Origin of the sequence: Pseudomonas mendocina (genome assembly GCF_003008615.1) — a bacterium.
In the GTDB taxonomy this organism is placed as follows: Bacteria; Pseudomonadota; Gammaproteobacteria; order Pseudomonadales; family Pseudomonadaceae; genus Aquipseudomonas; species Aquipseudomonas mendocina_C.
Genome location: NZ_CP027657.1, coordinates 2,659,286 through 2,683,020, shown reverse-complemented (window position 1 = coordinate 2,683,020; position 23,735 = coordinate 2,659,286). Strand labels below are relative to the sequence as shown.

21 protein-coding genes are annotated in these 23,735 nt (G+C 60.8%); 13 read left to right on the top strand and 8 right to left on the bottom strand.

Features of this window, described 5'->3' with window-relative positions; translation table 11 throughout:
• Positions 1-3 precede the first annotated feature (3 nt).
• The 6 genes from C7A17_RS12420 to C7A17_RS12395 form a co-directional block, all read right to left on the bottom strand.
• Positions 4-1,335 carry a beta-xylosidase gene (locus C7A17_RS12420; protein ID WP_106738323.1) on the bottom strand — a complete coding sequence of 444 codons (1,332 nt, stop codon included), beginning with the start codon at positions 1,333-1,335 and terminating at the stop codon, positions 4-6.
• Positions 1,325-2,515, bottom strand: coding sequence for a glycosyltransferase (locus tag C7A17_RS12415; RefSeq protein WP_106738322.1), 1,191 nt, complete (start codon positions 2,513-2,515; stop codon positions 1,325-1,327). The genes C7A17_RS12420 and C7A17_RS12415 overlap by 11 nt, the downstream gene beginning before the upstream one ends.
• The gene (locus C7A17_RS12410; protein WP_106738321.1) at positions 2,515-4,503 is read right to left on the bottom strand and encodes a GumC family protein; all 1,989 of its coding nucleotides are present in this window, start codon (positions 4,501-4,503) and stop codon (positions 2,515-2,517) included. Before C7A17_RS12410 ends, C7A17_RS12415 begins: the two co-directional genes overlap by 1 nt.
• 18 nt (positions 4,504-4,521) lie before the next feature.
• A complete protein-coding gene (locus tag C7A17_RS12405; protein WP_106738320.1) occupies positions 4,522-5,289 on the bottom strand; it encodes a polysaccharide biosynthesis/export family protein in 768 nt (255 codons plus the stop codon).
• Positions 5,290-5,493: 204 nt separating this feature from the next.
• Positions 5,494-6,951 (bottom strand): mannose-1-phosphate guanylyltransferase/mannose-6-phosphate isomerase, encoded by a 1,458-nt coding sequence (locus C7A17_RS12400; RefSeq protein ID WP_106738319.1) that lies wholly within the window; start codon positions 6,949-6,951, stop codon positions 5,494-5,496.
• Positions 6,951-8,384: an undecaprenyl-phosphate glucose phosphotransferase gene (locus C7A17_RS12395; protein WP_106738318.1), complete on the bottom strand. Its 1,434-nt coding sequence runs from the start codon at positions 8,382-8,384 to the stop codon at positions 6,951-6,953. Before C7A17_RS12395 ends, C7A17_RS12400 begins: the two co-directional genes overlap by 1 nt.
• A gap of 418 nt (positions 8,385-8,802) precedes the next feature.
• On the opposite strand from C7A17_RS12395, the gene rfbB reads away from it, so the two are divergent.
• The 10 genes from rfbB to C7A17_RS12345 all read left to right on the top strand — a co-directional run bounded on the left by rfbB (position 8,803) and on the right by C7A17_RS12345 (position 19,752).
• Positions 8,803-9,864 carry a dTDP-glucose 4,6-dehydratase gene (gene rfbB / locus C7A17_RS12390; protein ID WP_106738317.1) on the top strand — a complete coding sequence of 354 codons (1,062 nt, stop codon included), beginning with the start codon at positions 8,803-8,805 and terminating at the stop codon, positions 9,862-9,864.
• A gap of 9 nt (positions 9,865-9,873) precedes the next feature.
• Positions 9,874-10,746, top strand: a complete 873-nt coding sequence (gene rfbA / locus C7A17_RS12385; protein ID WP_106738316.1) for a glucose-1-phosphate thymidylyltransferase RfbA — start codon at positions 9,874-9,876, stop codon at positions 10,744-10,746.
• Entirely contained in the window at positions 10,743-11,291 is a 549-nt protein-coding gene (rfbC, locus tag C7A17_RS12380) for a dTDP-4-dehydrorhamnose 3,5-epimerase (protein WP_106738315.1), read from the top strand. Before rfbA ends, rfbC begins: the two co-directional genes overlap by 4 nt.
• The gene (gene rfbD / locus C7A17_RS12375; RefSeq protein ID WP_106738314.1) at positions 11,288-12,142 is read left to right on the top strand and encodes a dTDP-4-dehydrorhamnose reductase; all 855 of its coding nucleotides are present in this window, start codon (positions 11,288-11,290) and stop codon (positions 12,140-12,142) included. The genes rfbC and rfbD overlap by 4 nt, the downstream gene beginning before the upstream one ends.
• A gap of 254 nt (positions 12,143-12,396) precedes the next feature.
• On the top strand, positions 12,397-14,211 hold the full coding sequence (locus C7A17_RS12370) for a sensor histidine kinase (protein WP_106738313.1): 1,815 nt from the start codon (positions 12,397-12,399) through the stop codon (positions 14,209-14,211).
• The gene (locus tag C7A17_RS12365) at positions 14,208-15,593 is read left to right on the top strand and encodes a sigma-54-dependent transcriptional regulator (RefSeq protein WP_106738312.1); all 1,386 of its coding nucleotides are present in this window, start codon (positions 14,208-14,210) and stop codon (positions 15,591-15,593) included. Before C7A17_RS12370 ends, C7A17_RS12365 begins: the two co-directional genes overlap by 4 nt.
• Positions 15,594-15,880: 287 nt before the next feature.
• Positions 15,881-16,876 carry a C4-dicarboxylate TRAP substrate-binding protein DctP gene (gene dctP, locus C7A17_RS12360; RefSeq protein WP_106738311.1) on the top strand — a complete coding sequence of 332 codons (996 nt, stop codon included), beginning with the start codon at positions 15,881-15,883 and terminating at the stop codon, positions 16,874-16,876.
• Between the two features lie 89 nt (positions 16,877-16,965).
• The gene (locus tag C7A17_RS12355) at positions 16,966-17,607 is read left to right on the top strand and encodes a TRAP transporter small permease (RefSeq protein ID WP_106738310.1); all 642 of its coding nucleotides are present in this window, start codon (positions 16,966-16,968) and stop codon (positions 17,605-17,607) included.
• On the top strand, positions 17,604-18,884 hold the full coding sequence (locus tag C7A17_RS12350) for a TRAP transporter large permease (RefSeq protein WP_106738309.1): 1,281 nt from the start codon (positions 17,604-17,606) through the stop codon (positions 18,882-18,884). The genes C7A17_RS12355 and C7A17_RS12350 overlap by 4 nt, the downstream gene beginning before the upstream one ends.
• Before the next feature lie 184 nt (positions 18,885-19,068).
• Positions 19,069-19,752, top strand: coding sequence for a DUF502 domain-containing protein (locus C7A17_RS12345; RefSeq protein ID WP_106738308.1), 684 nt, complete (start codon positions 19,069-19,071; stop codon positions 19,750-19,752).
• Here C7A17_RS12345 and C7A17_RS12340 read toward each other — a convergent pair.
• Positions 19,749-20,216 (bottom strand): Lrp/AsnC family transcriptional regulator, encoded by a 468-nt coding sequence (locus tag C7A17_RS12340; protein ID WP_106738307.1) that lies wholly within the window; start codon positions 20,214-20,216, stop codon positions 19,749-19,751. The genes C7A17_RS12345 and C7A17_RS12340 overlap by 4 nt on opposite strands.
• A 127-nt stretch (positions 20,217-20,343) precedes the next feature.
• Here C7A17_RS12340 and C7A17_RS12335 point away from each other — a divergent pair, with 127 nt between their 5' ends.
• Positions 20,344-20,679, top strand: a complete 336-nt coding sequence (locus tag C7A17_RS12335) for a hypothetical protein (RefSeq protein WP_106738306.1) — start codon at positions 20,344-20,346, stop codon at positions 20,677-20,679.
• 128 nt (positions 20,680-20,807) lie between these two features.
• The gene (gene tfpB / locus C7A17_RS12330; RefSeq protein WP_106738305.1) at positions 20,808-22,592 is read left to right on the top strand and encodes a type IV pilus assembly ATPase TfpB; all 1,785 of its coding nucleotides are present in this window, start codon (positions 20,808-20,810) and stop codon (positions 22,590-22,592) included.
• On the opposite strand, the gene C7A17_RS12325 is transcribed toward tfpB, so the two are convergent.
• Positions 22,567-23,241 carry a murein L,D-transpeptidase catalytic domain family protein gene (locus C7A17_RS12325; protein ID WP_106738304.1) on the bottom strand — a complete coding sequence of 225 codons (675 nt, stop codon included), beginning with the start codon at positions 23,239-23,241 and terminating at the stop codon, positions 22,567-22,569. The genes tfpB and C7A17_RS12325 overlap by 26 nt on opposite strands.
• A gap of 165 nt (positions 23,242-23,406) precedes the next feature.
• On the opposite strand from C7A17_RS12325, the gene C7A17_RS12320 reads away from it, so the two are divergent.
• Complete coding sequence (locus C7A17_RS12320; protein ID WP_106738303.1) at positions 23,407-23,661, top strand: NfeD family protein; 255 nt, start codon at positions 23,407-23,409, stop codon at positions 23,659-23,661.
• Positions 23,662-23,735 lie beyond the last annotated feature (74 nt).

Sequence of the window (23,735 nt, the reverse complement as noted above, 5' to 3'; positions counted from 1 at the left end):
CACTCAATCCCATACCAGCAGTTGCAGGCTTGGCTTGAGCCCAACCACGAGAGCACCGCCCTCTCCCTTCAAAACCTGCTCGGTACCGCGCAGCGGATCGTACAACGTGGCCTGGCGTACGCCATCGAGGTGCAGCTTGCCAGCCGTGGCACTCCAGGCCATCAGCAGCTTCTTGCCATCACCACGCGTCCAGGAAACGCTGTAGAGATCTTTTGGGGTCTGGGCGAACTTGGGTGGCTCTGCCGGTTCCAGGCGCGGCCCGGTGACCTTGAGAAAGTTCTTCAGCGCATTGAATACCGGTTTCGGCTCACCATTCAGATCGAGCAAGCCGTAGGACTGGTCGCGAACACTGGCTCGAGCATCCAGATCGCTGAGGTTGAAAAGGAAGATGCGATCGAAATCCAGCGCACTCATCAGCGCCAGGCGGCGCAGCGTGTAATCGGCCTGCCCGGAAACGCCGATGATCGCCTGCATTTCCTTGGGCCCGGAATAACTGGACCAACCCCACTCGGTTGCCCAGATCTGCTTGATGCCCTCCCCACGCAAACCGCCGTTGACATAACGGACGGTCTCGACGAAATCGTTCTTGCCCAGCTCGTTGGTTTCCGGGTACTCGGTATAGGGGTGATAGGCGGCGATCAGGTTGTAGTCGGCCAAGCCCTTTTCAAGCAGCGACTTGAGCATCAAGTTCATGCCGCGAGTGGGCATCTGACTGAAGTAGGCCATGCCCGCAGTGAGCAGCGGCTTGTCAGGAAATCGCTTGCGTACCGTCACGACAGCATCGTGCAGCAATGCCGCGTAAGCATCGGGGTCTTCCTTCGGGCGCCAGAACGGCGGCAGGTTCGGCTCGTTCCAGATCTGCCAGGCGTCGAATTGCGGGTAACGCTCGACGAAATTCGCCAGGCTCTCGCTGTACAGACGGTTGTCCTTTGGCGGGAAGGAATCCTGGTAGGGAGAGCTGGCCGGAGCGCTGGTGGCGAAGGGTGCGGAGCCGGAAAGAAAGCCTACGGCCTTGAATTTTTCCTCGGCCATGACCTTGGTTGCGGCATCGAAAGGTGGGTAATAACGGCCAGGTGCAGACTCCAGCAAAGCCCAATGCATGGCGATACGAACCCACTGCAGATCGAGCTCATGCAAGCGCGCCATCTGCTTGCGGTAAGCCGCTTCGGGAAAGAAATGGAACTGCGCGTTGACCCCCAGAAAGTCCTTCCAGACCACCGGACGATCCGGTTTCAGGCTGGTAACTTCCGCCTCGGCATTGCGACTGAGAATGACAGCCACGAACAAGACAAGCGCAACCAGGAGCGCGGATAGAACAACTCGCTTACTTCGCATGACCCCTACCCTCGCAAAGGTTGGTGAACAGCGCTTTGAAACGCTGAGCAGTGGCTGGCCAGCGTCGCTCATGACCGATCTGTGTGGCACGTTCAGCCCATTGCAGGCAGCGCTGCGGAGCCTCCAGCAGCTCCTGCAGTTCCTGCGCCAGGGCGTTTAGATCCCCTTGTGCATATATCGTCCCGTTCCCGGTGGCGACCTCCTCGGCGAAAGCACGGGCATCAGAGGTGATCACACCCCGTCCGCACGCCGCAGCCCAGGACAACGCACCACTGGTACCACGCTGCTCGCCCAGCAGCCTCAGCCTCTTCGACTCGCGATACGGCAACACCATCACATGGTGTGCCTTGATCCGCGTGGCGATATCCTCGGCCGGCAGATCCAGGCGCCATTCCACGAGCGACTCGAGCCCCTGCTCGATGATGCGTCTGCGCAACTGATCGAGATAGCTGCCACCTGGCTCGAAAGCCATTTCAGGCGCGCTGCCGCCAGCCAGGGTCAGGCGTACCCGTGAGAGCATCCGGGGTTGGCGACGAACCACCAGCGCCAGGGCATCAAGCAGATCCTCGATACCCTTGCCGCGATAGATGAACCCGAAATAGAGCAGCCGCAGCGGCTCCAGTGGCGGCAATGGCGTCGGCTCGATCACCTGATTGCCATGGGCAATGACATGCACCTTGTCCGCCGGCAAACGCATACGACGAACCAGACAACTGCGTCCTGTCTCCGTCAACGTCACCAGGGCATCGAGGCTGTTTGCCAGTTGGCGCTCCTCGTAAAGGCACAGTGGGTCGGCCAGTACAGTGGCCGCCTGCGGCCATGGCGAGGGCATGGACTGAGCCAGAGACAACGGCCAAGGCAGCGAAGCACGCCGCCATACCAGGCGCTCGGGATCATGCACGGTGGCCGACAGCGGCAGCCCTGGATAGCGCGACCGCAGGGCTCTCAGTGCATGGAACTCGGCTAGTCGACCGCCACCCAACTCGGCATGCACGACATCCACGCCACTCCAGTCGAACTCTGCCACCCGAGCCGCAGCTCGCTGCGGATCATTGCCGCAGCCAGCCAGTGGAGTGATCACTTCTACCGAGTTGGCCTCCAGTGCCATCTTGAGCACTGCGGCATAATCCGCGATACCCGTCTGCTCGGGCGGCAACGGCGCCAGCAAGGCAACCCGCATCAGACCGCGCCTCGCACCTTGGCGATCACACGCAGCACACGATCAGGCACTTCGAAGCGACGACGGTTGATGATTACACCATCGACCTTGTTGAACGCGGTGTTCAGCACACCGATGGCATGCGCCACCGTCGGAATATTGCTCTGCTGCGCCTCGACGACCAGCGCTACCAGATCGGCTCTGCGCAGGTTCACGAAGGACTCGGGGCTCGATAGCAGCGCCGAGGCATCCAGCAATACGATCTCGCCTGACTGAGCCGGCGCATCACCCACACGCACCTTGTAGCCGCGCTCTTCGAGCAGGCGACGCAGATGGCCGATGATGAAACTGACTCCTTCACCACGTCGCGCCGAGGTCAGACCGAACACCAACCCACGCTCACCGACCTGATCCAACGGCAGCAGGCCGTACAAGCGATAGAGCGCAGCCAGAAAAGCGCTGTTCTGGGTCGGATCGCCAGAAACCTCTGGCAGCGTCGTCCAAAGCGGAACCCCGAACTTGTCCGCGAAACGACCGCCGTCATGAATCCGCTGATCCAGCAGGTAGCAGAAGTAGATCGCCAGGAAGCCGACCAGAATACTCAGCGGCAGAGCCAGCACGAGCATCAGCAGACTCTTAGGGAACACCCGACTCGGATTGAAAGTGGCCTGCTCGATCATCGCGATGTTGCTGATCCGGCTGTTATCCAGCTCCCGATCGATCCGCGCCTTTTCCAGGCTTTCGTCGTACAGCGCGAAGTTCTTTTCGGCAGCCGTCAATTCACGCTGCAGACGAGCCAGTTCGGGCTCAACGGACAGTGCCTTGACGCGTTCCTCTTCGAGGATATTGAGCTGCTCTTCCTGGCGGATCAGTTGCGCTTTCAGGCGCGCCAGATCGGACTGTTGATCCATGAAATTACTGCGCAGACGTTCGGCAATCGGATTCGGGGCGCGGTTCTGGGAGACCTGCAGGGTATCGGCTTCCGCCTTGACCATTGCCTCCAGGCTGGCGATAGTCTCGTCGATACTCTTCACCGGTGGTGCATTCTCGGTGAAGGTTCGCAGTAGATCCTGACGCTCAGCACGCTTGCCATTGAGCATGCGCAGCAGATCCTGCTGCACGGGGTTAAGGGCAACCTCACGCGAGGTACTGATCTCAGCCGGCAAGCTCTTGATCTGCTGATCCAGGGTAGCCAGGCTGCCCTCAGTGGAGGAAATCAGTCGACGCGTGTTGAACCTGTCGGTACGCAACTGGTTGATGCGCTCGGACAGATTCTGCAGATGCGCCTCCATCCCGATGGCACCCAGCTCATCCAGACCTGCCGTCAATTCCTGCTTGAGCTTGAGAATCTCGGCGGAACTCGCTTCGCTCTGGTTCAAGTAGAAATCATAGAGACTGCGACGCCCCAATGCGCGGGTGCGCTCCTCCAGATACAGATCGACCCAGCTCTGTACAACCGACTGCGCCACTGCCGGATCGCTCCAGCGAAAGCGAATTTCCATCACCGACGAACCGGGAGCGTGGGTCACACTGAATTTGTCTTCCAGTTTGGTCGCCAAGCGATCGACTGGTGTCTGCTCTTCAGCGAGCCCCAGCAACTGGAAAAAACCACGGACGAGCTCGATGGCGCCACTGACAGCCTGACCGACGTAGTATTTGACCGTGGGCAGGAAACCTTCAGGACGCGGAGCATTGGCCAGTTCTTCTAGATAACGTTCAGCGACCTGACGGCTGATAGGCCGTCCCGTCAGCATGCGCTCCTCGTCCAGAATCGGGTCACGCTGGGTTGCCGGCATGACGATAGACTGGCGGTCGGCGACCTCAATTGGCAACGTATTGGTGTCACGCCCAGGTTTTACCAACAGCCGCGCGCTGGACTCGAATGAAGTCGGCAGCAGAAAAGCCCCCAGCAACACCACCACCAGAGTGGCTACAACCGCCAGTTTGAACTCCCTGAAGAAGATGAAGAACAGGCGCAACAGATCACGGAATGTACGAATTTCGATCATGAGAGCTGTCCTTGGCGGTTAGTTGTTGCGCAGGTCATAGTTAGCCCCGATACCGATCGTTTTCACGAACGGGATCAGCTGATTCAGGTAGAGGTCGACCCCCTCGATACGATTACCCACGCCGGACTTGGGCACGAAAATCACGTCACCACGCTGCAGCGCGACAGCCCGGCGCCCCTGATCACCACCTTGAAGCAGTTGGCTGAAGTCGACGAAGTACGTCTTGTAAAGGCCATCCGCGTCCGAACGCAGCAGCGCGACGTTGCGGCTATCGGCGTCAGGCATGACACCACCGGCAGTGACGATGGCCTGCTCAAGGGTGGACGCAATACTGGCCGAGTACGGTTGAGGGTTGCGCACCGATCCTCCGACGAAAACCGTATTTCCTGGCGCCTGGTTGATATTCACCGTGACCCCAGGCTCGCGGTAGTAGGGCTTGAGCCTCTCCTCCAGAATCGCGGCCAACTGCTCGGGAGTCTTGCCCCCCGCCTCTACCTTGCCGATGAAGGGGTAGGAGAAGCTGCCGTCGTTGAGCACCGTGTAGAGGGTCAGCTCGTAGATCGAGTTGGCGGTAAACGCCGAGATGGTCGGTGTTTCACCACTGTTTCTAACGATTCGCAGGATATCGCCTGGATAAATGCGCTCCTGCACAGGGGGCAGATCGGCCAGGGTCAACGCCGCGGCGTGGCCAGCCTCGACGGTGTCAGAATCCGGCAGGCCAATGCGTGCCGGCGTATTACAGGCGGTCAAGCCCAACATCACAACGATCAGCAGCAGTGCCCTCATGTGGAAAGCTCCCTTCAAGACCCCAATATTCACTTTCAGCACCCCGAAATCATGGGTAAACGGTGCCCGAATGCCGTATCCAAACGACGCTCAACACAACCGTTCTAAAACCCCGAAAACAATGGAGCCACATAGCAGCTCCGCAAACCCACCAGGTTATTCAGGCAGGTAACAGGCGTTCGGCATGAACGCCTGAAACTCGTATCAACTACTTTTCTCGCCCGCTGGTACGCGTCCATAGATATCGGTGAAACGCACGATATCGTCCTCTCCCAAATACTCGCCGCTCTGCACCTCGATCATCACCAGATCGATCACTCCCGGATTGACCAGGCGATGGTGGTGGCCGGCAGGGATGAAGGTCGACTCATTGGTATTCAGCAAAAAGTCGCGCTCACCGTTGACCACCCGGGCCGTGCCACTGACGACGATCCAGTGCTCGCTGCGGTGATGGTGCATCTGCAGTGACAGCGATTCACCGGGGCGCACCATGATGCGCTTGATCTTGAAGCGTGCCCCTTCCTCGAGCACGGTGTAGGTGCCCCAGGGACGGGTGACCGTACGATGCAGGCGATAGGCATCGTGACCGCGCCTCTTCAGCTCCTGCGCAACAAACTTCACGTCCTGGGTGCAGTGGGCGTCAGCGATGAGCAGGGCGTCCGGGGTGTCGACCACCACTAGGTCACGCACGCCCACGGCGCCGACCAGCCGTTTGGGCGAGTCGATATAGCAGCCCTGCACGTTATGCAAAACCACCTCGCCACTGATCTGGTTGCCGTTGGCATCTGCGGGCGTCAATTCACGCAAGGCCTGCCAGGAACCGATGTCACTCCACCCCAGGTCGCAGGGCACGACCGCCACATTCGAGGATCGCTCCATCAGGGCATAGTCGATGGAGATATCGGTCACTTGAGCGAAACTTGCGGCATCCAGTTCACACTGCACGCCCTGCTTGCCCTCACTCGGCACACTCGATGTCAGGCATTTTTCGACGCCCTCAACGACCTGTGGAGCATGCTCACGCAGCTCACGCAGCAAGACATCGACCCGGAAACAGAACATGCCGGCGTTCCACAGGTGCTTGCCACCATCCAGGTAGGCCTGCGCCGTATTCAGGTCTGGTTTTTCGACGAAACTGGCGACCCGGTAACCACCATCGCCCAGCGCCTCTCCTTGCTGGATGTAGCCATAGCCAGTCTCCGCATGGCCCGGCCGAATACCGAAAGTGACCAGCGAACCCGCCTCGGCCAGAGCCCGTGCCTGCTCGATGGCAGCGACGAAAGCGGCCTGATCGCGAATCAGGTGATCGGCGGGCAACACCAGTAACTGAGCATCTTCACCATAGTGACGAGCGACGTGCAGTGCCGCTGCAGCAATGGCCGGGGCGGTATTGCGGCCCATGGGCTCGAGAAGGAAATCCAGCCCCAGGCGTCCATGGTTGAGCGGGCGATAGTCGTCCAGCGTACGAAACAGCAACTCTCGGTTGATTACCGTCAGCAAGCGGGCCACATCATCCAGGCTGGCAACGCGCTCGAAGGTCTTCTGCAGCAGACTGCGACCGTCGGCCAGGCGCATGAACGGCTTGGGCATGGCCTCGCGTGAAACCGGCCAGAGACGTGTGCCGGCCCCACCGGCGACGATACAAGGGATCAAAGCACTCATCAGTAAGCCTCGCGGGTGAAGATGACCGCAGGCAAGGTGCGGAACAGGATGTAAAGGTCGAACCACACCGACCAGTTTTCGATGTATTGCAGGTCGAACTCGACTCGCTTCTCGATTTTCTCCAGCGTGTCGGTTTCACCGCGATACCCATTGATCTGCGCCCAACCGGTAATCCCGGGTTTGACCCGGTGACGCGCGGTGTACTCTTTAACCGCATCCTCGAACAGGATACCGGCCGCCTTGGTAGCAGTAGCGTGTGGCCGCGGCCCGACCATAGACATACTGCCGAGTAGCACGTTGAACAGCTGCGGTAGTTCATCCAGGCTGGTCTTGCGAATGAAGCGCCCGACACGCGTGATACGGTCGTCGCCACGGGTCGTCTGTCGCTCGGCGTTGGCATCGGCGCGATCGCAGTACATAGAGCGAAACTTGAACACTTCGATGAGGCGGTTGTTGTAACCGTAGCGCCTCTGCTTGAACAAAACGGGGCCGGCTGAATCCAGCTTGATGGCCAGCGCGACCAAGGCCATCACCGGCAACGCCGGAATCAGAGCCAGCGTCGCCAACAACAAATCCTCCAGCCGCTTGATCAGCGGTGACCAACCATCCAGTGGACGCTCGGACACATTGAACATCGGCAGACCTGCCACCTCGGTGATGCGATTGCGCGCATGACGGAAGGCCAGCATGTCCGGCACCAGAAGGACATTCACGGGTAGTTTGCGCAGTTCTCGGACTATCTGACCAATGCGGTTTTCCGCAGACCAGGGCAAGGCAACCAATACCTGCGTTACACGCTCCTCACGCACCAGGCGCTCCAGGTCGTTGCTGTCGCCCAACAACGGCAAGCCACCCAAGGTATCGGGCAATCGATCAATGCGGTCATCGATGAAGCCAATCAACCCTGAACGAATATCGCAGTGACGTTGCATGAACTCAGATAGACGCAGACCGTTCTCGGTTGCACCGAAAATGACTGCACTCTGTAGAAATTGTCCCGCGCGCATCCAATAGCGATAGACCGCGAGCAAAGCGAGACGCTCGGCGCCGAACGCGAAGAGACTGGCCATGAACCAGAGACTGAGAAAATACCACTCCATGAAACTGAACATCGCTAGCGCCTGATGCATGAACAGCAACAGACAGAAGGCTGCCGACCAAGCGAAAAACATCACGCGAAAGCGCAGCAAACTGCTGAATATTTCTTCCGAATAAACACCCAGCGCCTGGAACATCATCACCGTCAATACGCCGAAAAATAGCAGGACAGTGGCGTAGCTCTGTGTCAGCAATGGCTCATCCGAAAGCCACAGCAGCAACAGAAAACCTGGCAGAGCTGCGGTCAGGCCATGAACCAACCGCATAGCAGCCAGGAAATACTCGATGAACCCAGGGCGCGCCAGTAAGGAACTACCCACCGACCGCTGACCCATGAAAGGTTACCCCCGCCTTAGCTTCCGCTCACTGAATCCAGCAATGTCAGAAAAAAGGCAGTAAAAAAATTTTCCTTTAGCGCGCGACAAAATATCGTCGCAATATCTTATAGCGCGACTTAACCACTTTTATGATGGCATTTCAACACTCAACTTAAGCATTAGCACAGCTAAATATTGACGCCAGAAAAATTGTCAAATCCACACTAAAATATCGCCCCGAAGACGGATCGTTCTCGCGCTCATATAGCCGTATGGATTGGTCGCCCCAATGTCTCTGATATAAAACATCCTGATGACGCAAACGGCACAGTCAGAAGTGCTGGCATAGAAGAAGTCTCGGTTATAACGGAATAGTGACTTATCATTACCTCTTTGTGGAACTCTCCTGCCATCACCCTCGCCATAGGCTTGCTCCATGCGCATTCTGATTACCGGCGGCGCCGGCTTCATCGGATCGGCTCTGATTCGTCACCTGATCCACAATACCGAGCATGAAGTGCTCAACCTCGACAAGCTGACCTACGCCGGCAATCTGGAGTCGCTCACGCTGGTTGCCGACAGCCCGCGATACCGTTTCGTCCAAGCCGATATCGTCGATACGGAACGAGTGACGACGACGCTGAACGAGTTCCAGCCCGAGGCCATCATGCACCTGGCCGCCGAATCGCATGTCGATCGCTCCATCGATGGCCCGGCCGCTTTCATCCAGACCAATATCGTCGGCACCTACAGCCTGCTGGAAAGCACTCGCGCCTATTGGCATGGCCTGAATGCAGAACGCCAGGCAGCCTTTCGCTTCCATCATATTTCCACCGACGAGGTGTACGGCGACCTGCACGGTGTCGATGACCTCTTCACCGAGACCACACCCTACGCACCCAGCTCACCTTATTCGGCAAGCAAGGCGGCGTCCGATCACCTTGTACGCGCCTGGCAGCGAACCTATGGCCTGCCGGTGCTGATCACCAACTGCTCGAACAACTACGGGCCGTACCATTTCCCCGAAAAGTTGATCCCGCTGATGATCCTCAACGCTCTCGCAGGCAAACCGCTGCCGGTGTATGGCAACGGCCAGCAGGTGCGCGATTGGCTGTACGTGGAAGATCACGCACGCGCACTGCTCAAGGTGGTCAGCGCAGGCCAGGTGGGAGAAACCTACAATATTGGCGGGCACAATGAGCAGAAGAACCTCGACGTGGTGCTCACCATCTGTGCCCTACTGGAAGAACTGGCCCCTCAGAAGCCGGCCGGAATCTCCCGCTACGAAGACCTGATCACCTACGTGCAGGATCGCCCTGGCCATGACCTGCGCTATGCCATCGACGCCAGCAAGATCGAGCGCGAACTGGGCTGGGTGCCGCAGGAAACCTTCGAAACCGGACTGCGCAAGACCGTGCAGTGGTATCTGGACAACCTCGACTGGTGCCGCCGCGTACAAGACGGCAGCTACCAGGGCCAGCGACTCGGCGCACTCTAAGGAGCTTCAATGAAAGGCATCATCCTCGCTGGCGGCTCCGGCACTCGCCTGCACCCCATTACACTCGGCGTGTCCAAGCAACTGCTGCCGATCTATGACAAACCGATGATCTACTATCCGCTCTCGGTGCTGATGCTGGCCGGTATTCGCGAGATTCTGATCATCTCCACACCGGAAGACCTGCCCAACTTCCGCAAGATGCTCGGCGATGGCAGCCAGTTCGGCATCGCACTGCAATACGCTGAGCAACCTTCCCCCGATGGTTTGGCGCAGGCCTTCCTGATCGGCGAGTCGTTCATCGGTAGCGACTCGGTCTGCCTGATCCTCGGCGACAACATTTTCCACGGCCAGCACTTCACCGAGAAGCTGCTGCGCGCGGCTAGCCAGGATAGCGGTGCCACAGTCTTCGGCTACTGGGTCAGCGACCCCGAACGCTTCGGTGTGGTCGAGTTCGATGCAGCCGGCAACGCCCTGTCCATCGAAGAAAAGCCGAGCAAACCGAAGTCCAGCTTCGCCGTGACCGGGCTGTATTTCTATGACAACGGCGTGGTGCAGATCGCCAAGGCGGTCAAACCCTCACCGCGTGGCGAGCTGGAAATTACCGACGTGAACAATGCCTACCTGGCTCGAGGCGATCTACGTGTGGAGCGTTTCGGTCGTGGCTTCGCCTGGCTCGATACCGGCACCCATGACAGTCTCATCGATGCCTCGCAGTACGTGCAGACGGTCGAGAAACGCCAGGGTCTGAAAGTCGCATGCCTCGAGGAAATCGCCTATCAGCAGAACTGGATCGACCGCGACCAATTGCTCGAACGTGCCAAGGCGCTCGGCAAGACCGGCTACGGGCAGTACCTGTACAAGCTGGCGGAGGAGCAAGCATGAAAGTCATCCAAACCAGTCTGCCGGAAGTGCTGATCCTCGAACCTCAGGTATTCGGCGACGAGCGCGGCTTCTTCTTCGAAAGCTTCAACGCCCGCCGCTTCGCCGAAGTGACCGGCCTGCCCCGCGACTTCGTACAAGACAATCACTCACGCTCGGCGCGTGGCGTGTTACGCGGTCTGCATTATCAGTTGCAGCAGGCCCAGGGCAAGTTGGTGCGGGTCACGACTGGCGAGGTCTATGACGTGGCCGTCGACATACGCCGTAGCTCGCCCAACTTCGGCAAATGGGCCGGCGTACACCTGTCGGCGGAGAACAAGCGCCAGCTCTGGATACCGGAAGGCTTCGCCCATGGTTTTCTGGTGCTCAGCGACTATGCCGAATTTCTCTACAAGACTACCGACTACTACGCGCCGGCGCATGAGCGCTGCATTCGCTGGGACGATACGGAACTGGCCATCGACTGGCCGCTGGACGGACTGACACCGCAACTCTCCACCAAGGATCAGCAAGGCCTGAACCTCAGCGAGGCCGAGGTTTTCGCATGAGAATCCTTATCAGCGGCCATACCGGCCAGGTCGCCCGTGAACTGCAACTGGCGCTGAGCGAGCATGAGCTGATCAGTCTGGATCGTCACGCATTCGACCTGGCGCAACCCACCAGCCTGCGCCCAACGATACTGCGCGAGCAGCCAGATCTACTGATAAACGCGGCCGCTCACACCGCGGTGGATCAAGCCGAGCAGGAGCAGGCGCTAGCCTTCGCCATCAATGCCGAAGCACCTGGCGCAATGGCCGTGGCCTGCGCAGAGCTGGGCATCCCGCTGATCCACTACTCCACCGATTACGTGTTCGACGGCCGCAAGACCGAGCCCTACAGCGAAGACGACATCCCGAACCCACTGAGCGTTTATGGCGCAAGCAAGCTGGCCGGCGAGCAAGCCATTGCCGACAGTGGTTGCGATCACCTGATCCTGCGCACCAGTTGGGTGTACTCCCGCCATGGCCGCAACTTCCTGCTGACCATGCAGCGCCTGCTGCAAGAGCGCGAGCAACTCAACGTGGTCGCCGATCAGATCGGCGCACCGACCTGGGCTGGCAGTATCGCGGTGGCGACCGCAGAACTGGTCGACGCCTGGCAACAGGGCAACCACCAATGGGGCACCTATCACCTGACCAATCAGGGCGAGACCAGCTGGTTCGGCTTCGCCCAGGCCATAGGTGCACGCCTGCGCGCGAGTGGAAAGCCCTGTGCCGAGTTGCGGCCCATTCCAACCAGCGATTACCCAACGCCGGCACATCGCCCACTCAACTCTCGCCTGGACGGCAGCAAGCTGGAGCGCAATTGGAACGTGCGACTACCCGATTGGCAGGCAGCACTGGATGCCTGCCTTGCTTAGGGTTTGAACGACGGAGTGTCTGCGCATCAGTGAGGCCTCGTTGGGTACGAGTTCGTAGTGCTCATCCATGGCACGCGAACTCAAGTGCGAGCCCAGCCCGTGCGCCTGGAACCGCCATCGGCGTTTACCGACGTTTCCCATAGAGCCTGGCGCGAGCCGTACGCGCCGAAGATCCCGCCATGCGGTCGACACGGCACACCCTCTCCGGCTGAAGGAATGTGCATAATGTTCCGATCATCCCGGTGCAGTTTTCCATGAGTACGACCCCAGCCACCCCGCGACGCCCCCGCTGGCGCAGCCTGCTTTTGCTGGCCATGCTGCTGGCCCCGCTGTTATGGCCCGTACACTTCCTGGCCGAGCGCTACTACCGCGACGTGCTGCTTGAACAGAACCGCCAGACGCTCGACCTGTACGTCGCCAACCTGCTCGGCACACTGCGCCGCTACGAGGTATTGCCGCAGATTCTCGGCGACCTGCCTGGCCTGCGCGCCGCCCTGTACGCACCCGACGACGGCGTCATCGTCGAGCGCGCCAACCAGTTGCTGACCCGCGTGCGTGAGCAAACCGGAGCCGATGTCATCTACCTGATGAACCCTCAGGGACTGACCCTGGCAGCCTCCAACTGGGACAAGCCGGATAGCTTCGTCGCCGGCAATTTCGCTTTCCGCCCCTATTTCCGCGAAGCGCTGGCTGGCCGCCTGGGCCGCTTCTTCGGCCTGGGCACCACGTCCGGCAAACGGGGCTACTACTTCGCCTATCCGGTGCGCGAGAATGACCAGAACATCGGCGCCCTGGTGGTCAAGGTCGACCTCGATCACACTGAAACGCTGTGGGGCAATACACCGGAACAGTTGCTGGTCACCGATACCAATGGGGTCGTGATCATCACTTCACGCCCCGACTGGCGCTTCCATGCCAGCCGCCCGCTGGACGCCGCCGAGCGTGCCGCCATCGCGGCCAACCAACCCTACCCGACACAAGCTCCGCCCAAGCTCGACCTCTCTGCCAGCGCCTGGCTGACGCAGAGCCGCGCTCTGGAAGAAACCGGTTGGACGGTGAGCATTCTCGCCCCACGCATCCTCATCGACCGCCCGGTGCGTACCGCCGTCGCCGTCGGTGCCGCCGCCTTGCTGGTATTGCTCCTGCTCCTGGGCCTGCTGATGCAGCGGCGCCGCCATTACCTCGAACGCATTGCCCTCGACAGCCGCGCCAAGGCCGAACTGGAACAACGCGTCACCGAGCGTACCCACGACCTTGAGCTACTCAACAGTCGCCTCAAGGAGGAAGTGCTGGAGCGCGAACAGGCGCAACAGGAGCTGGTGCGCGCTCAGGACGAACTGGTACAGGCCGGCAAGCTATCGGCCCTCGGCACCATGAGCGCCAGTATCAGCCACGAACTCAATCAGCCTCTGGCGGCCATCCGCAGCTATGCCGAGAACGCCAGCACGCTGCTCGATCACGAACGCAACGATGACGCTCGCGCCAACCTCAAGCTGATCCGCGAACTGACCGAGCGCATGGCCTCGATCATCGCTCACCTGCGCGCCTTCGCCCGCCGCGACCGCCACGCGCCCGAGCGTGTCGCCCTGCAACCGGCACTGGACGACGCCCTCGCCCTGCTGGCCAAGCGCCGCCGCGCCATGGACGTGGAGCTGATTCGCGACCTGCCCGACGCCACGCTCTGGGTTCAAGCCGGCGAAACCCGCCTGCGCCAGGTGCTCGGCAATCTGCTCGGCAATGCCCTCGATGCACTGGTCGACAAAGCACCGCCACGGCGCATCTGGATCAGCGTGCAGGCCGAAGCCGAACACCTTGACCTGTTGTTGCGCGACAATGGCTCGGGCTTTTCCGAGGAGTCCCTGGCGCGCGCCCGCGAACCCTTCTTCACCACCAAGACCAGCGCCCAGGGCCTGGGTCTGGGCCTGGCCATCTGCGAAAGCCTGATGCGCGCGCTCGACGGCGAGCTACTGCTAGCCAACCATCCGAGCGGTGGCGCACTGATCACCCTACGCCTGCGCCTGGCCAGCCCCGGCGTCAACCTGCAACCCCCAGAGGATCCCTCGCCATGACCAGCGACAGCGCCATCGACAGCCGTATCCAGGTTCTGCTGATCGACGACGATGCCCACCTGCGCCAGGCACTCAGCCAGACGCTCGACCTGGCCGGGCTCAAGGTGCTCAGCCTGGGCGATGCCCAGGGCCTGGCCAAACGCATTCCCGCCAGTTGGCCAGGCGTGGTGGTCAGCGACATCCGCATGCCCGGTATCGATGGCCTGGAACTGCTGAACCAACTGCGCGAGCGCGATCCTGAGTTGCCGGTGCTGCTGATCACCGGCCACGGCGATGTGCCCCTGGCCGTGCAGGCGATGCGCGCAGGTGCCTATGATTTCCTGGAGAAACCCTTCGCCAACGACGCCCTGCTGGGCAGCGTACGCCGCGCGCTCGACCGTCGCCGCCTGGTGCTGGACAACCGCAGCCTGCGCCTGGCGCTTACCGACCGCCAGCAGCTGGCTGGGCGCCTGGTCGGCCAATCGCCGGCGATGCAGCGCTTGCGCGAACAGATCGGCGCACTCGCCGGCATCGCCACTGACGTACTGATCCTTGGCGAGACCGGCGCCGGCAAGGAAGTGGTCGCGCGCGCGCTGCATGATCTCTCCACTCGCCGCGACGGCCCCTTCGTCGCCATCAATGCCGGCGCCCTTGCCGAATCGGTCGTCGAGAGCGAACTGTTCGGTCACGAGGCCGGCGCCTTCACCGGCGCGCAGAAACGCCGCATCGGCAAGTTCGAATTCGCCAACGGCGGCACCCTGTTTCTCGACGAGATCGAGAGCATGAGCATGGACGTGCAGGTCAAGCTGCTGCGCCTGCTGCAGGAGCGCGTGGTCGAGCGGCTCGGCGGAAATCAGCTCATTCCCCTGGATATCCGCGTCATCGCCGCGACCAAGGAGGACCTGCGCCAGGCCGCCGATGCCGGCCGCTTCCGCGCCGACCTCTACTACCGCCTAAACGTCGCACCGCTGAGCATCCCGCCACTGCGCGAGCGCGGCGAAGATGCTCTGCTGCTGTTCCAGCACTTCAGCGAAAGCGCTGCCACACGCCACGGGTTATCCGTGCGCGAGCTGCAGCCAGGTCAACGCGCCTTGCTGCTGCGCCATCCCTGGCCCGGTAACGTGCGCGAACTGCAGAACGCCGCCGAACGTTTCGCCCTCGGTCTGGAGCTGGCACTGGACAGCAACGCGCCCAACCTGCCGCCAGTCAGTGGCGGCCTCAGCGAACAGGTCGAGGCTTTCGAACGCGCCCTGATCGCGGGTGAATTGAGCCGTCCGCATGGCTCACTGCGCAGCCTGGCCGAAGCATTGGGCCTGCCACGCAAGACCCTGCACGACAAGCTGCGCAAACACGGTCTGAATTTCTCCGGCGCTGGCGGAAGCTCGCCAGAGGACTTCGAATGATTGGCGAGAAACCGCCATATCAGCGATTTTCAGCGCAGCATCCTGATTAACCGCACCTATCGGCAGAGCCCCTTTCCATAGGGGCTCAGGCACTTTTTTCGAGCCTTCCAGCCAGCCTGGCACATCGGTTGCTCTAGCTCCTGCGCAAGCGAACCTTACAAGTACAAGTCCAGGCCGCGCGACAGGCATCCCGACGCATTCCCGTTGGACGCCTAGACTTGCTCTTGTTCGTTCGTAAGTGGCGCCCTCGGCGCCCTGCCAAAACCACAACAAGAGGAAGCAACCGCATGTTCAAACTGACTGCCAAGGCGCTGGCGTGCGCCCTGTCCCTGAGCATCGCCGGCCTGGCCCAGGCCGCCGACCCGATCGTCATCAAGTTCTCCCACGTAGTTGCCGAGCACACGCCGAAAGGCCAGGGTGCAGTGCTGTTCAAGAAACTGGTAGACGAGCGCCTGCCTGGCAAAGTGACCGTACAGGTCTACCCGAACTCCTCCCTGTTCGGCGACGGCAAGGAAATGGAAGCCCTGCTGCTGGGTGACGTACAGCTCATCGCGCCTTCGCTGGCCAAGTTCGAGCATTACACCAAGCAAATCCAGATCTTCGACCTGCCCTTCCTGTTCAACGATATCCATGCCGTCGACCGCTTCCAGCAGAGCCCGGAAGGTCAGGCGCTGCTCAAATCCATGGAAGACAAGGGCATCACCGGCCTGGGTTACTGGCACAACGGCATGAAGCAGTTGTCGGCCAACAAGAAGCTGGTCGAGCCGAAAGACGCTCGCGGTCTGAAGTTCCGCGTACAGGCTTCCGCCGTACTGGACGAGCAGTTCAAGGCCCTGCGCGCTGCGCCGCGCAAGATGAGCTTCGCTGAGGTCTACCAAGGCCTGCAGACTGGCGTGGTCAACGGTGCGGAAAACCCGTACTCGAACATCTACAGCCAGAAGATGCACGAAGTGCAGAAGTTCATCACCGAGTCCGACCACGGCGTACTGGACTACATGGTGATCACCAACACCAAGTTCTGGAACGGCCTGCCGGCTGACATCCGCACCGAGCTGGAAGCCATCCTCGCCGAGGTTTCCGTCGAAGTGAACAAGCAGGCCGAGAGCCTGAACCAGAACGACAAGAAGCGCATTCTGGAAGCCGGTACCACCGAAATCGTCACCCTGACCCCGGAGCAGCGTAACGAGTGGCGCGATGCCATGCGTCCTGTCTGGAAGAAGTTCGAGGGTGAGATCGGCGCAGACCTGATCAAGGCTGCCGAGCGCGCCAACGAAACCAACTGATAGCTGTACCCCGCGCGGGACGCCGCCAGAGCGTCCCGTGCCCTATTCTTGTCCCATTCGTCGCCCGCCCGACTGACGGAGAACTTCCTATGCACGCCGTCGAACGTGTCTGGAACCAGCTAGAGGAAATCCTGGTCGCATTCCTGCTCGCAGGCATGACCCTGGTGACCTGCATTTACGTGCTGGTCAACAACCTCTACGCAGTGTTCTATTCGCTCGCCGATTCATTCCCCTTCGCTGAAGGCGCCCTGTTCGCCATCGGTGACGGCATTCTTTTCATCTCCCAGGAAATGACCTGGAGCATCGCCCTGACCAAAGCCATGTTCGGCTGGCTGATTTTCATCGGCCTGGCCTGGGGCGTACGTATTGGCGCCCACATTGGCGTCGATATGCTGGTACGCAACTTCTCCAAACCGCTGCAGAAGACCGTTGCACTGATCGCCGTGAGTATCTGCCTGGCCTACTGCGTGCTGATGGCCTACTCCAGCGAGCAGTGGGTCGCCGTGCTCTACCGCATCGGCACCGGCGCGGAAGACCTTGACCGCTTCGGCGTCAGCCAATGGCATATCGTGATGATCGTGCCCATCGGCTTCACCCTCATGTTCCTGCGTTTCCTTCAGGTTTTCGTGCGCATCCTGCGTAACGAGCAACTGGGTCTGGGCGGTCACGGCGAAGCCGAAGACGCGCTCAAGATCGCCGAAGAAACCAAGGCCGAGGAGATCAAACGATGACCATCGCTTTCCTGTTCATCGCCCTGTTCGCGCTGATGTTCATCGGCATTCCGGTGGCGATTTCCCTCGGTCTGTCCGGGGCCATGACCATCCTGATGTTCAGCAACGACTCCGTACGTTCGCTGGCCATCAAGCTGTTCGAAACCAGCGAACACTACACCCTGATGGCGATCCCGTTTTTCCTGCTGGCGGGCGCGTTCATGACCACTGGTGGCGTGGCCCACCGCCTGATCGACTTCGCCAACGCCTGCGTCGGCCACATCAAGGGCGGCCTGGCCATCTCCGCGATCATGGCCTGCATGCTGTTCGCCGCGCTGAGCGGTTCCTCGCCAGCCACTGTGGCAGCGGTCGGCTCCATCGTTATCGCCGGCATGGTGCGCTCCGGTTACAAGCAGGACTTCGCTGCCGGTATCGTCTGTAACGCCGGTACTCTGGGCATCCTGATCCCGCCGTCCATCGTCATGGTGGTGTACGCCACTGCGACCGAAACCTCGGTTGGCAAGCTGTTCATGGCGGGTGTGGTTCCAGGCCTGCTGCTGGGCGTGTTCCTGATGGTGACCATCTACATCATCGCCCACGTCAAGGATATGCCTTCGCTGCCACGCGCCTCGTTCAGCGAAGTGCTACGCACCGCCCGTCGCGCGATCTGGGGGCTGCTGCTGATCGTGATCATCCTCGGCGGTATCTACTCCGGCATGTTCACCCCGACCGAAGCGGCGGCCATGGCGGCCGTGTATGCCGCCTTCGTGGCGATCTTCATCCACAAGGACATGACCTTCCGTCAGTGCCCGAAAGTCATCGTCGAGGCCGGCAAGCTGAGCGTGGTGCTGATGTTCATCATCGCCAACGCCATGCTCTTCGCCCACGTGCTGACCACCGAGCAGATCCCGCAATCGATCACTGCCTGGGTCGTCGATCAGGGCTTCAGCCCGATCGAGTTCCTGATCGTGGTGAACATCGTCCTGCTGGTCGCCGGTACCTTCATGGAGCCGTCGGCGATCATCCTGATCCTGGCACCGATCCTGTTCCCGATCGCCATGCAACTGGGCATCGACCCGATCCACCTGGGCATCATCATGGTGGTGAACATGGAAATCGGTCTGATCACCCCGCCAACCGGCCTCAACCTGTTCGTCACCTCGGCGGTTACGGGAATGCCACTGACCCGCGTAGTGCGCGCCGTATCGCCGTGGCTGCTGGTGATGCTGGGCTTCCTGATACTGGTCACGTACGTGCCATTCATTTCGCTGGGCCTGCCCGAGTTCCTGGGTATGTAAGCCAGACAGACTGCTACTTCGGTACCTCTGTGTACCTCCTCCGCCCGGCCCTAGTGCCGGGCTTTTTTTCGTCCGGGAAAAGCGCTGTTGCCATTATCCAGACGCATCCGGTGCGGATGATTGCGCAGAGTCGTTCTGCTTGACGTAAAGTCCCCAACTAGGAATTTGTTAGGAACCCGGATGCATGATCAGAAGCAGCCTGAAATCCATCGTCGCCACTTGGCTGACCGGCCTCTTATCCCTGCTCCCTCTGGCGCTCACCCTGGCCCTGCTGGCCTGGATCTTCAGCCTGCTCAATCGCCTGGTCGGCCCCTCGACGCTGATCGGCCAGCTCTTTGCCGCCCTCGGCCAGCCGTTTTCCAGCAACAGCTACCTGGCCTACCTGCTCGGCAGCCTGGTATTGCTGGCCAGCCTCTATCCGCTTGGCCTGGCAGTACAACTGGGGCTGCGCCGACCACTGTCCTGGCTGTTCGACCGCACCCTGCGCCGCACGCCACTGATCGGCAATTTCTATAACCTGGCCGACCGCTTCGTCGGCCTGCTGGACAGGAGCAAGAACCCGGATATCACCACCATGGCACCGGTCTGGTGCTTCTTCGGCGGTGACGGCGTAGCGGTACTCGCCCTACGCCCCAGCTCGGAAACCGTGGAGCTGGAAGGACGCCCCTATTGCGCCGTCCTAGTATCAACCGCGCCCATTCCAATCGGTGGCGGCCTGCTCTACGTGCCGCAGGAATGGATACACCCGGCGGAAATGGGCGTCGATCAGCTGACCAGCATCTATGTCTCCATGGGCCTCACCCCGCCAACACCCAGGCGTGGCGTGGAAAGCGCGCCCATCAAGCGCGCAGATGTCGATTTGCTCTAAGCCAGCGGCAGGCTGGTGGTGGATTTGATCTCCGACAGCGCGACGATCGAGTTGACCTCCTGGATACCCGGCACCAGTGACAACTTCTCGAAGAAGAAGCGCTCATAGGCCTCGATATCACGGGTAACGATGCGCAGCATGAAGTCCACCGAGCCCATCAGCACATGGCATTCCAACACCTCCGGGAATTCGCGCATGGCCTCGGCAAACTCGGTGAGATTGGAACGCCCATGGGCATTGAGCTTGACCTGGGCGAACACCTGCGTGTGCAAACCAACCTTCTTGCGGTCGAGCAAGGTCACCTGACGGCGAATGACACCCTCCTCCTTGAGGCGCTGGATGCGTCGCCAGCACGGCGACTGCGACAACCCGACCCGTTCGGCGATTTCATTGGTGGACAGCCCTGCATCCTCCTGCAGCAGCGCCAGAATGCGTTGATCGTAGGTATCGAGAACGACTGACATAAAAAATCCCTAAAAGGCATACAATAAGGCAAGACTATCCAGAAATGGTGTAAATACACAGAAAACAAGGCAGAACTTTTGCCTCACGAAGGATGAAACTGGAACAAATCCTCCGCGAGATGCCAGCATGCCCAACGCCACGCCTTTTCCAGCAGCCTACGCCCGTCGCGATCCCTGGCAGGATCGTCCCGAACAGAGCGTGGAATATCTTCTGCGTACCGAGGCCGATGCCGATGTGCTGTGCCGGCTGCTCGGGCTGTTCGCTCAACTGCAACTGCTGCCTCAACACTTGCAGGTGGAACGCCAGGACAACGACCTGCAGATCGTGCTGCAACTGAGCGGCGTGTCGTTGCACCGTGCCGCGGTACTGGCCGAGAAACTGCGCGGCCTGGTTTGCGTATGGCAGGTGGACTGGCGCCACCTCGATCACAACCTGGAACAGGTAGCCCTGCGCACTGGCTAGCAGATCACGCCGCAGCCTTCGCCCCGGTCATGCTTTTCGGGCATCCTAGTGGCTGATGAGGTTTGCCGAGCGCGCGGCAACACCGCCTGAAGCTATGCTTGACCAGGATGTTCAACCGAGGAGCCCGCATGTCCGCTTTTGCTGCCACCGCCCCAGACCGTGTATTGGATCTCGGCGATCTGCTGCGCGAGCTGGTCACCCAGGGTCGGGTCGAGCAGGAAGTGGCCGAGCAGTGCCTGGCGATTCGCCGCAGTTCGCTGAACAACACCCAGCACCCACTGGAGTTTCTCGCCGCGCAGCAGGTGGACGATCAGAAACGACCGGGCAAGAAGCTCGACCTGGAAACGCTCACCGTCTGGCTAGCCGACTTCTCCGGCCAGCCCTACCTGCGCATCGACCCGTTGAAAATCGACGTGCCGGCCATCACCCCGCTGATGTCCTACGCCTTCGCTCAACGCCACAAGATCCTCGCCGTAGCGGTCGACAGTGAAAGTGTCACCATCGCCAGCAGCCAACCGCTGGTGCACAGTTGGGAAGCCAACCTGGTACACGTGCTCAAGCGCCCGATCAAACGCGTGGTGGCCAATCCCAGCGATATCCAGCGCTTTACCACCGAGTTCTATCGACTGGCCCGCTCGGTCAGTGGTGCCAATGCCACGGACCAGAAGATCAGCGGCGTCGGCAACTTCGAGCAATTGCTCAGCCTGGGCGCACAGGATCAGGAGCCGGACGCCAACGACGCGCACATCGTCAACATCGTCGACTGGCTGTTCCAGTACGCCTTCCAGCAGCGCGCCAGCGATATCCACATCGAGCCTCGCCGCGAGCAGGGCACGGTGCGTTTTCGCATCGACGGCGTACTGCACACCGTCTACCAGTTCCCAGCACAGGTGACCATGGCGGTGGTCAGCCGCCTGAAAAACCTCGGCCGCATGAACATCGCCGAGAAACGCAAACCACAGGACGGCCGGGTCAAGACCAAGACGCCTGACGGCAACGAGGTGGAGCTACGCCTGTCCACCCTGCCCACCGCCTTTGGCGAGAAGATGGTGATGCGTATCTTCGACCCCGAGGTGTTGCTGAAAAGCCCGGATCAGCTCGGTTTCTCACCGGAAGATCTGCGTCGCTGGGCAAGCATGACCAGCCAGCCCAACGGCATCATCCTGGTGACCGGCCCCACCGGTTCGGGCAAGACCACCACGCTCTACACCACGCTCAAGCAATTGGCCACACCGGAAGTGAACGTCTGCACCATCGAAGACCCGATCGAGATGATCGAAGGGGCCTTCAACCAGATGCAGGTGCAGCACAACATCGACCTGAACTTCGCCAGCGGCGTACGTGCGCTGATGCGCCAGGATCCGGACATCATCATGGTCGGCGAGATCCGCGACCTTGAGACTGCCGAAATGGCCATCCAGGCGGCACTGACCGGCCACCTGGTGCTGTCCACCCTGCACACCAACGACGCGCCCAGCGCCATCACCCGTCTGCTCGAACTGGGCGTGCCACATTACCTGCTCAAGGCCACTCTCCTCGGCGTCATGGCCCAGCGCCTGGTGCGCACCCTGTGCCCGCACTGCAAGGCACCGGTGCAACTGGACGAAGACACCTGGAACGGCCTGACCCGGCCCTGGAGCTCGCCCCTGCCGACTCAGGCGCACCATGCCGTCGGCTGCCTGGAATGCCGCGAAACCGGCTACCGCGGCCGCGCCGGCGTCTACGAGATCATGCTGCTCAACGACACGATCAAGCCGCTGATCACCGCCGACACCGATCTCACGGCACTGCGCCGCGCCGCCTTCAAGGACGGCATGCGCAGCCTGCGCCTGTCTGGCGCACAGAAGGTCGCCGCCGGGTTGACCACCATCGAGGAAGTGCTGCGCGTCACTCCACAGAGCGAGCAGCGCTGAGCGTCGCGCAACTGCGATAGCGATCCTCGGCCAGTTGCGGATGCCAGGCGAACAGGTACTGGCCATCCTCGAGCTGATCCACCACCAGCCGGATCACCTCTTGCTGCACGGCCGGGCAGCCGAGGCTTCGCCCCATACGCCCGTACTTCTGCACCCAATCCGGCGCTACATAATCAGCGCCATGGATCACCAGTGCCCGGGCACGTGCCAGGTCATTGAGCCCTGCCTCCAGCCCATCCAGGCGCAGTGAATGACCATGTCGGCCACGATAACTCTCGGCCCCACGAAACAGCCCGAGACTCGACTGATGACTGCCTGGCAGGTTGGAGAAGCGCTCGGCGAAGAGTTCGCCGGACTCACGGCCATGCGCGACGAACTCGCGCTGCAGCAAACTCCGCCGGCTCAGATCGAACACCCACATCCGCCTCTCCAGCGAAGGCCTCGAATAGTCGATGACTGCCAGGCGACTGGCCTTGTTCGGCGTATCGCGTTCGGCGCAGTGCAACGCCTGCAGCGCAGCTTGCAACACCCGGCCATCCAGTTGTGGCGCTGCGCGCTGCAATGCCTCCTGTAGCTCGCTGGCTAAGACGTGCTGCCCAACCAACGCCAGAGCAACGAAGAGCAGTGGTAGCAGCAAGCGTTCGAACATGATCAAGCCCTCACCAATTGCATGGCATTTGCCCACCTTGCGAAGGGGTCGGCGGCAGACCGCTAGCGGCTGTGCTTAGATTCATTGATCTGGCAATGGAGTCTATGCAATGCACACAGGCGGACGGGCGAACCATACCCCTGGAACGGGTCTCAGCACTTTCTCATGATCACCTATCTTCAACACCTGTCGTTCTGGGACTGGGTGGCTCTCGCCACCCTGCTGCTGATTCTCGAAGTGTTCGGCGCTGGCGGCTACCTGCTCTGGGTCGGTCTGGTAGCAGTTATCGTCGGCGCGCTGACCTACCTATTCCCGGAACTGCCCTGGGCCTGGCAATTTCTGCTGTTCGGTACGCTGGCGCTGCTCTCGGCACTGCTCTGGTGGCGACATCAGCATCGCACCAACAGGGCCAGGAACTGACCTGCCTGGCAACCGGCCATCGCCTACAAGGAACCACAAGCGGCATCTGTCACTCCTAGGTTAGGAACCACCCC

Coding starts and splice junctions, on each gene's coding strand:
- C7A17_RS12320 (WP_106738303.1), top strand. CDS start 23,407: ATGATCACCTATCTTCAACACCTGTCGTTCTGGGACTGGGTGGCTCTC.
- C7A17_RS12400 (WP_106738319.1), bottom strand. CDS start 6,951: ATGAGTGCTTTGATCCCTTGTATCGTCGCCGGTGGGGCCGGCACACGT.
- tfpB (WP_106738305.1), top strand. CDS start 20,808: ATGTCCGCTTTTGCTGCCACCGCCCCAGACCGTGTATTGGATCTCGGC.
- C7A17_RS12325 (WP_106738304.1), bottom strand. CDS start 23,241: ATGTTCGAACGCTTGCTGCTACCACTGCTCTTCGTTGCTCTGGCGTTG.
- C7A17_RS12335 (WP_106738306.1), top strand. CDS start 20,344: ATGCCCAACGCCACGCCTTTTCCAGCAGCCTACGCCCGTCGCGATCCC.
- C7A17_RS12340 (WP_106738307.1), bottom strand. CDS start 20,216: ATGTCAGTCGTTCTCGATACCTACGATCAACGCATTCTGGCGCTGCTG.
- C7A17_RS12370 (WP_106738313.1), top strand. CDS start 12,397: ATGAGTACGACCCCAGCCACCCCGCGACGCCCCCGCTGGCGCAGCCTG.
- rfbA (WP_106738316.1), top strand. CDS start 9,874: ATGAAAGGCATCATCCTCGCTGGCGGCTCCGGCACTCGCCTGCACCCC.
- rfbD (WP_106738314.1), top strand. CDS start 11,288: ATGAGAATCCTTATCAGCGGCCATACCGGCCAGGTCGCCCGTGAACTG.
- C7A17_RS12365 (WP_106738312.1), top strand. CDS start 14,208: ATGACCAGCGACAGCGCCATCGACAGCCGTATCCAGGTTCTGCTGATC.
- C7A17_RS12420 (WP_106738323.1), bottom strand. CDS start 1,335: ATGCGAAGTAAGCGAGTTGTTCTATCCGCGCTCCTGGTTGCGCTTGTC.
- C7A17_RS12395 (WP_106738318.1), bottom strand. CDS start 8,384: ATGGGTCAGCGGTCGGTGGGTAGTTCCTTACTGGCGCGCCCTGGGTTC.
- rfbB (WP_106738317.1), top strand. CDS start 8,803: ATGCGCATTCTGATTACCGGCGGCGCCGGCTTCATCGGATCGGCTCTG.
- dctP (WP_106738311.1), top strand. CDS start 15,881: ATGTTCAAACTGACTGCCAAGGCGCTGGCGTGCGCCCTGTCCCTGAGC.
- C7A17_RS12410 (WP_106738321.1), bottom strand. CDS start 4,503: ATGATCGAAATTCGTACATTCCGTGATCTGTTGCGCCTGTTCTTCATC.
- C7A17_RS12405 (WP_106738320.1), bottom strand. CDS start 5,289: ATGAGGGCACTGCTGCTGATCGTTGTGATGTTGGGCTTGACCGCCTGT.
- C7A17_RS12350 (WP_106738309.1), top strand. CDS start 17,604: ATGACCATCGCTTTCCTGTTCATCGCCCTGTTCGCGCTGATGTTCATC.
- C7A17_RS12415 (WP_106738322.1), bottom strand. CDS start 2,515: ATGCGGGTTGCCTTGCTGGCGCCGTTGCCGCCCGAGCAGACGGGTATC.
- C7A17_RS12355 (WP_106738310.1), top strand. CDS start 16,966: ATGCACGCCGTCGAACGTGTCTGGAACCAGCTAGAGGAAATCCTGGTC.
- C7A17_RS12345 (WP_106738308.1), top strand. CDS start 19,069: ATGATCAGAAGCAGCCTGAAATCCATCGTCGCCACTTGGCTGACCGGC.
- rfbC (WP_106738315.1), top strand. CDS start 10,743: ATGAAAGTCATCCAAACCAGTCTGCCGGAAGTGCTGATCCTCGAACCT.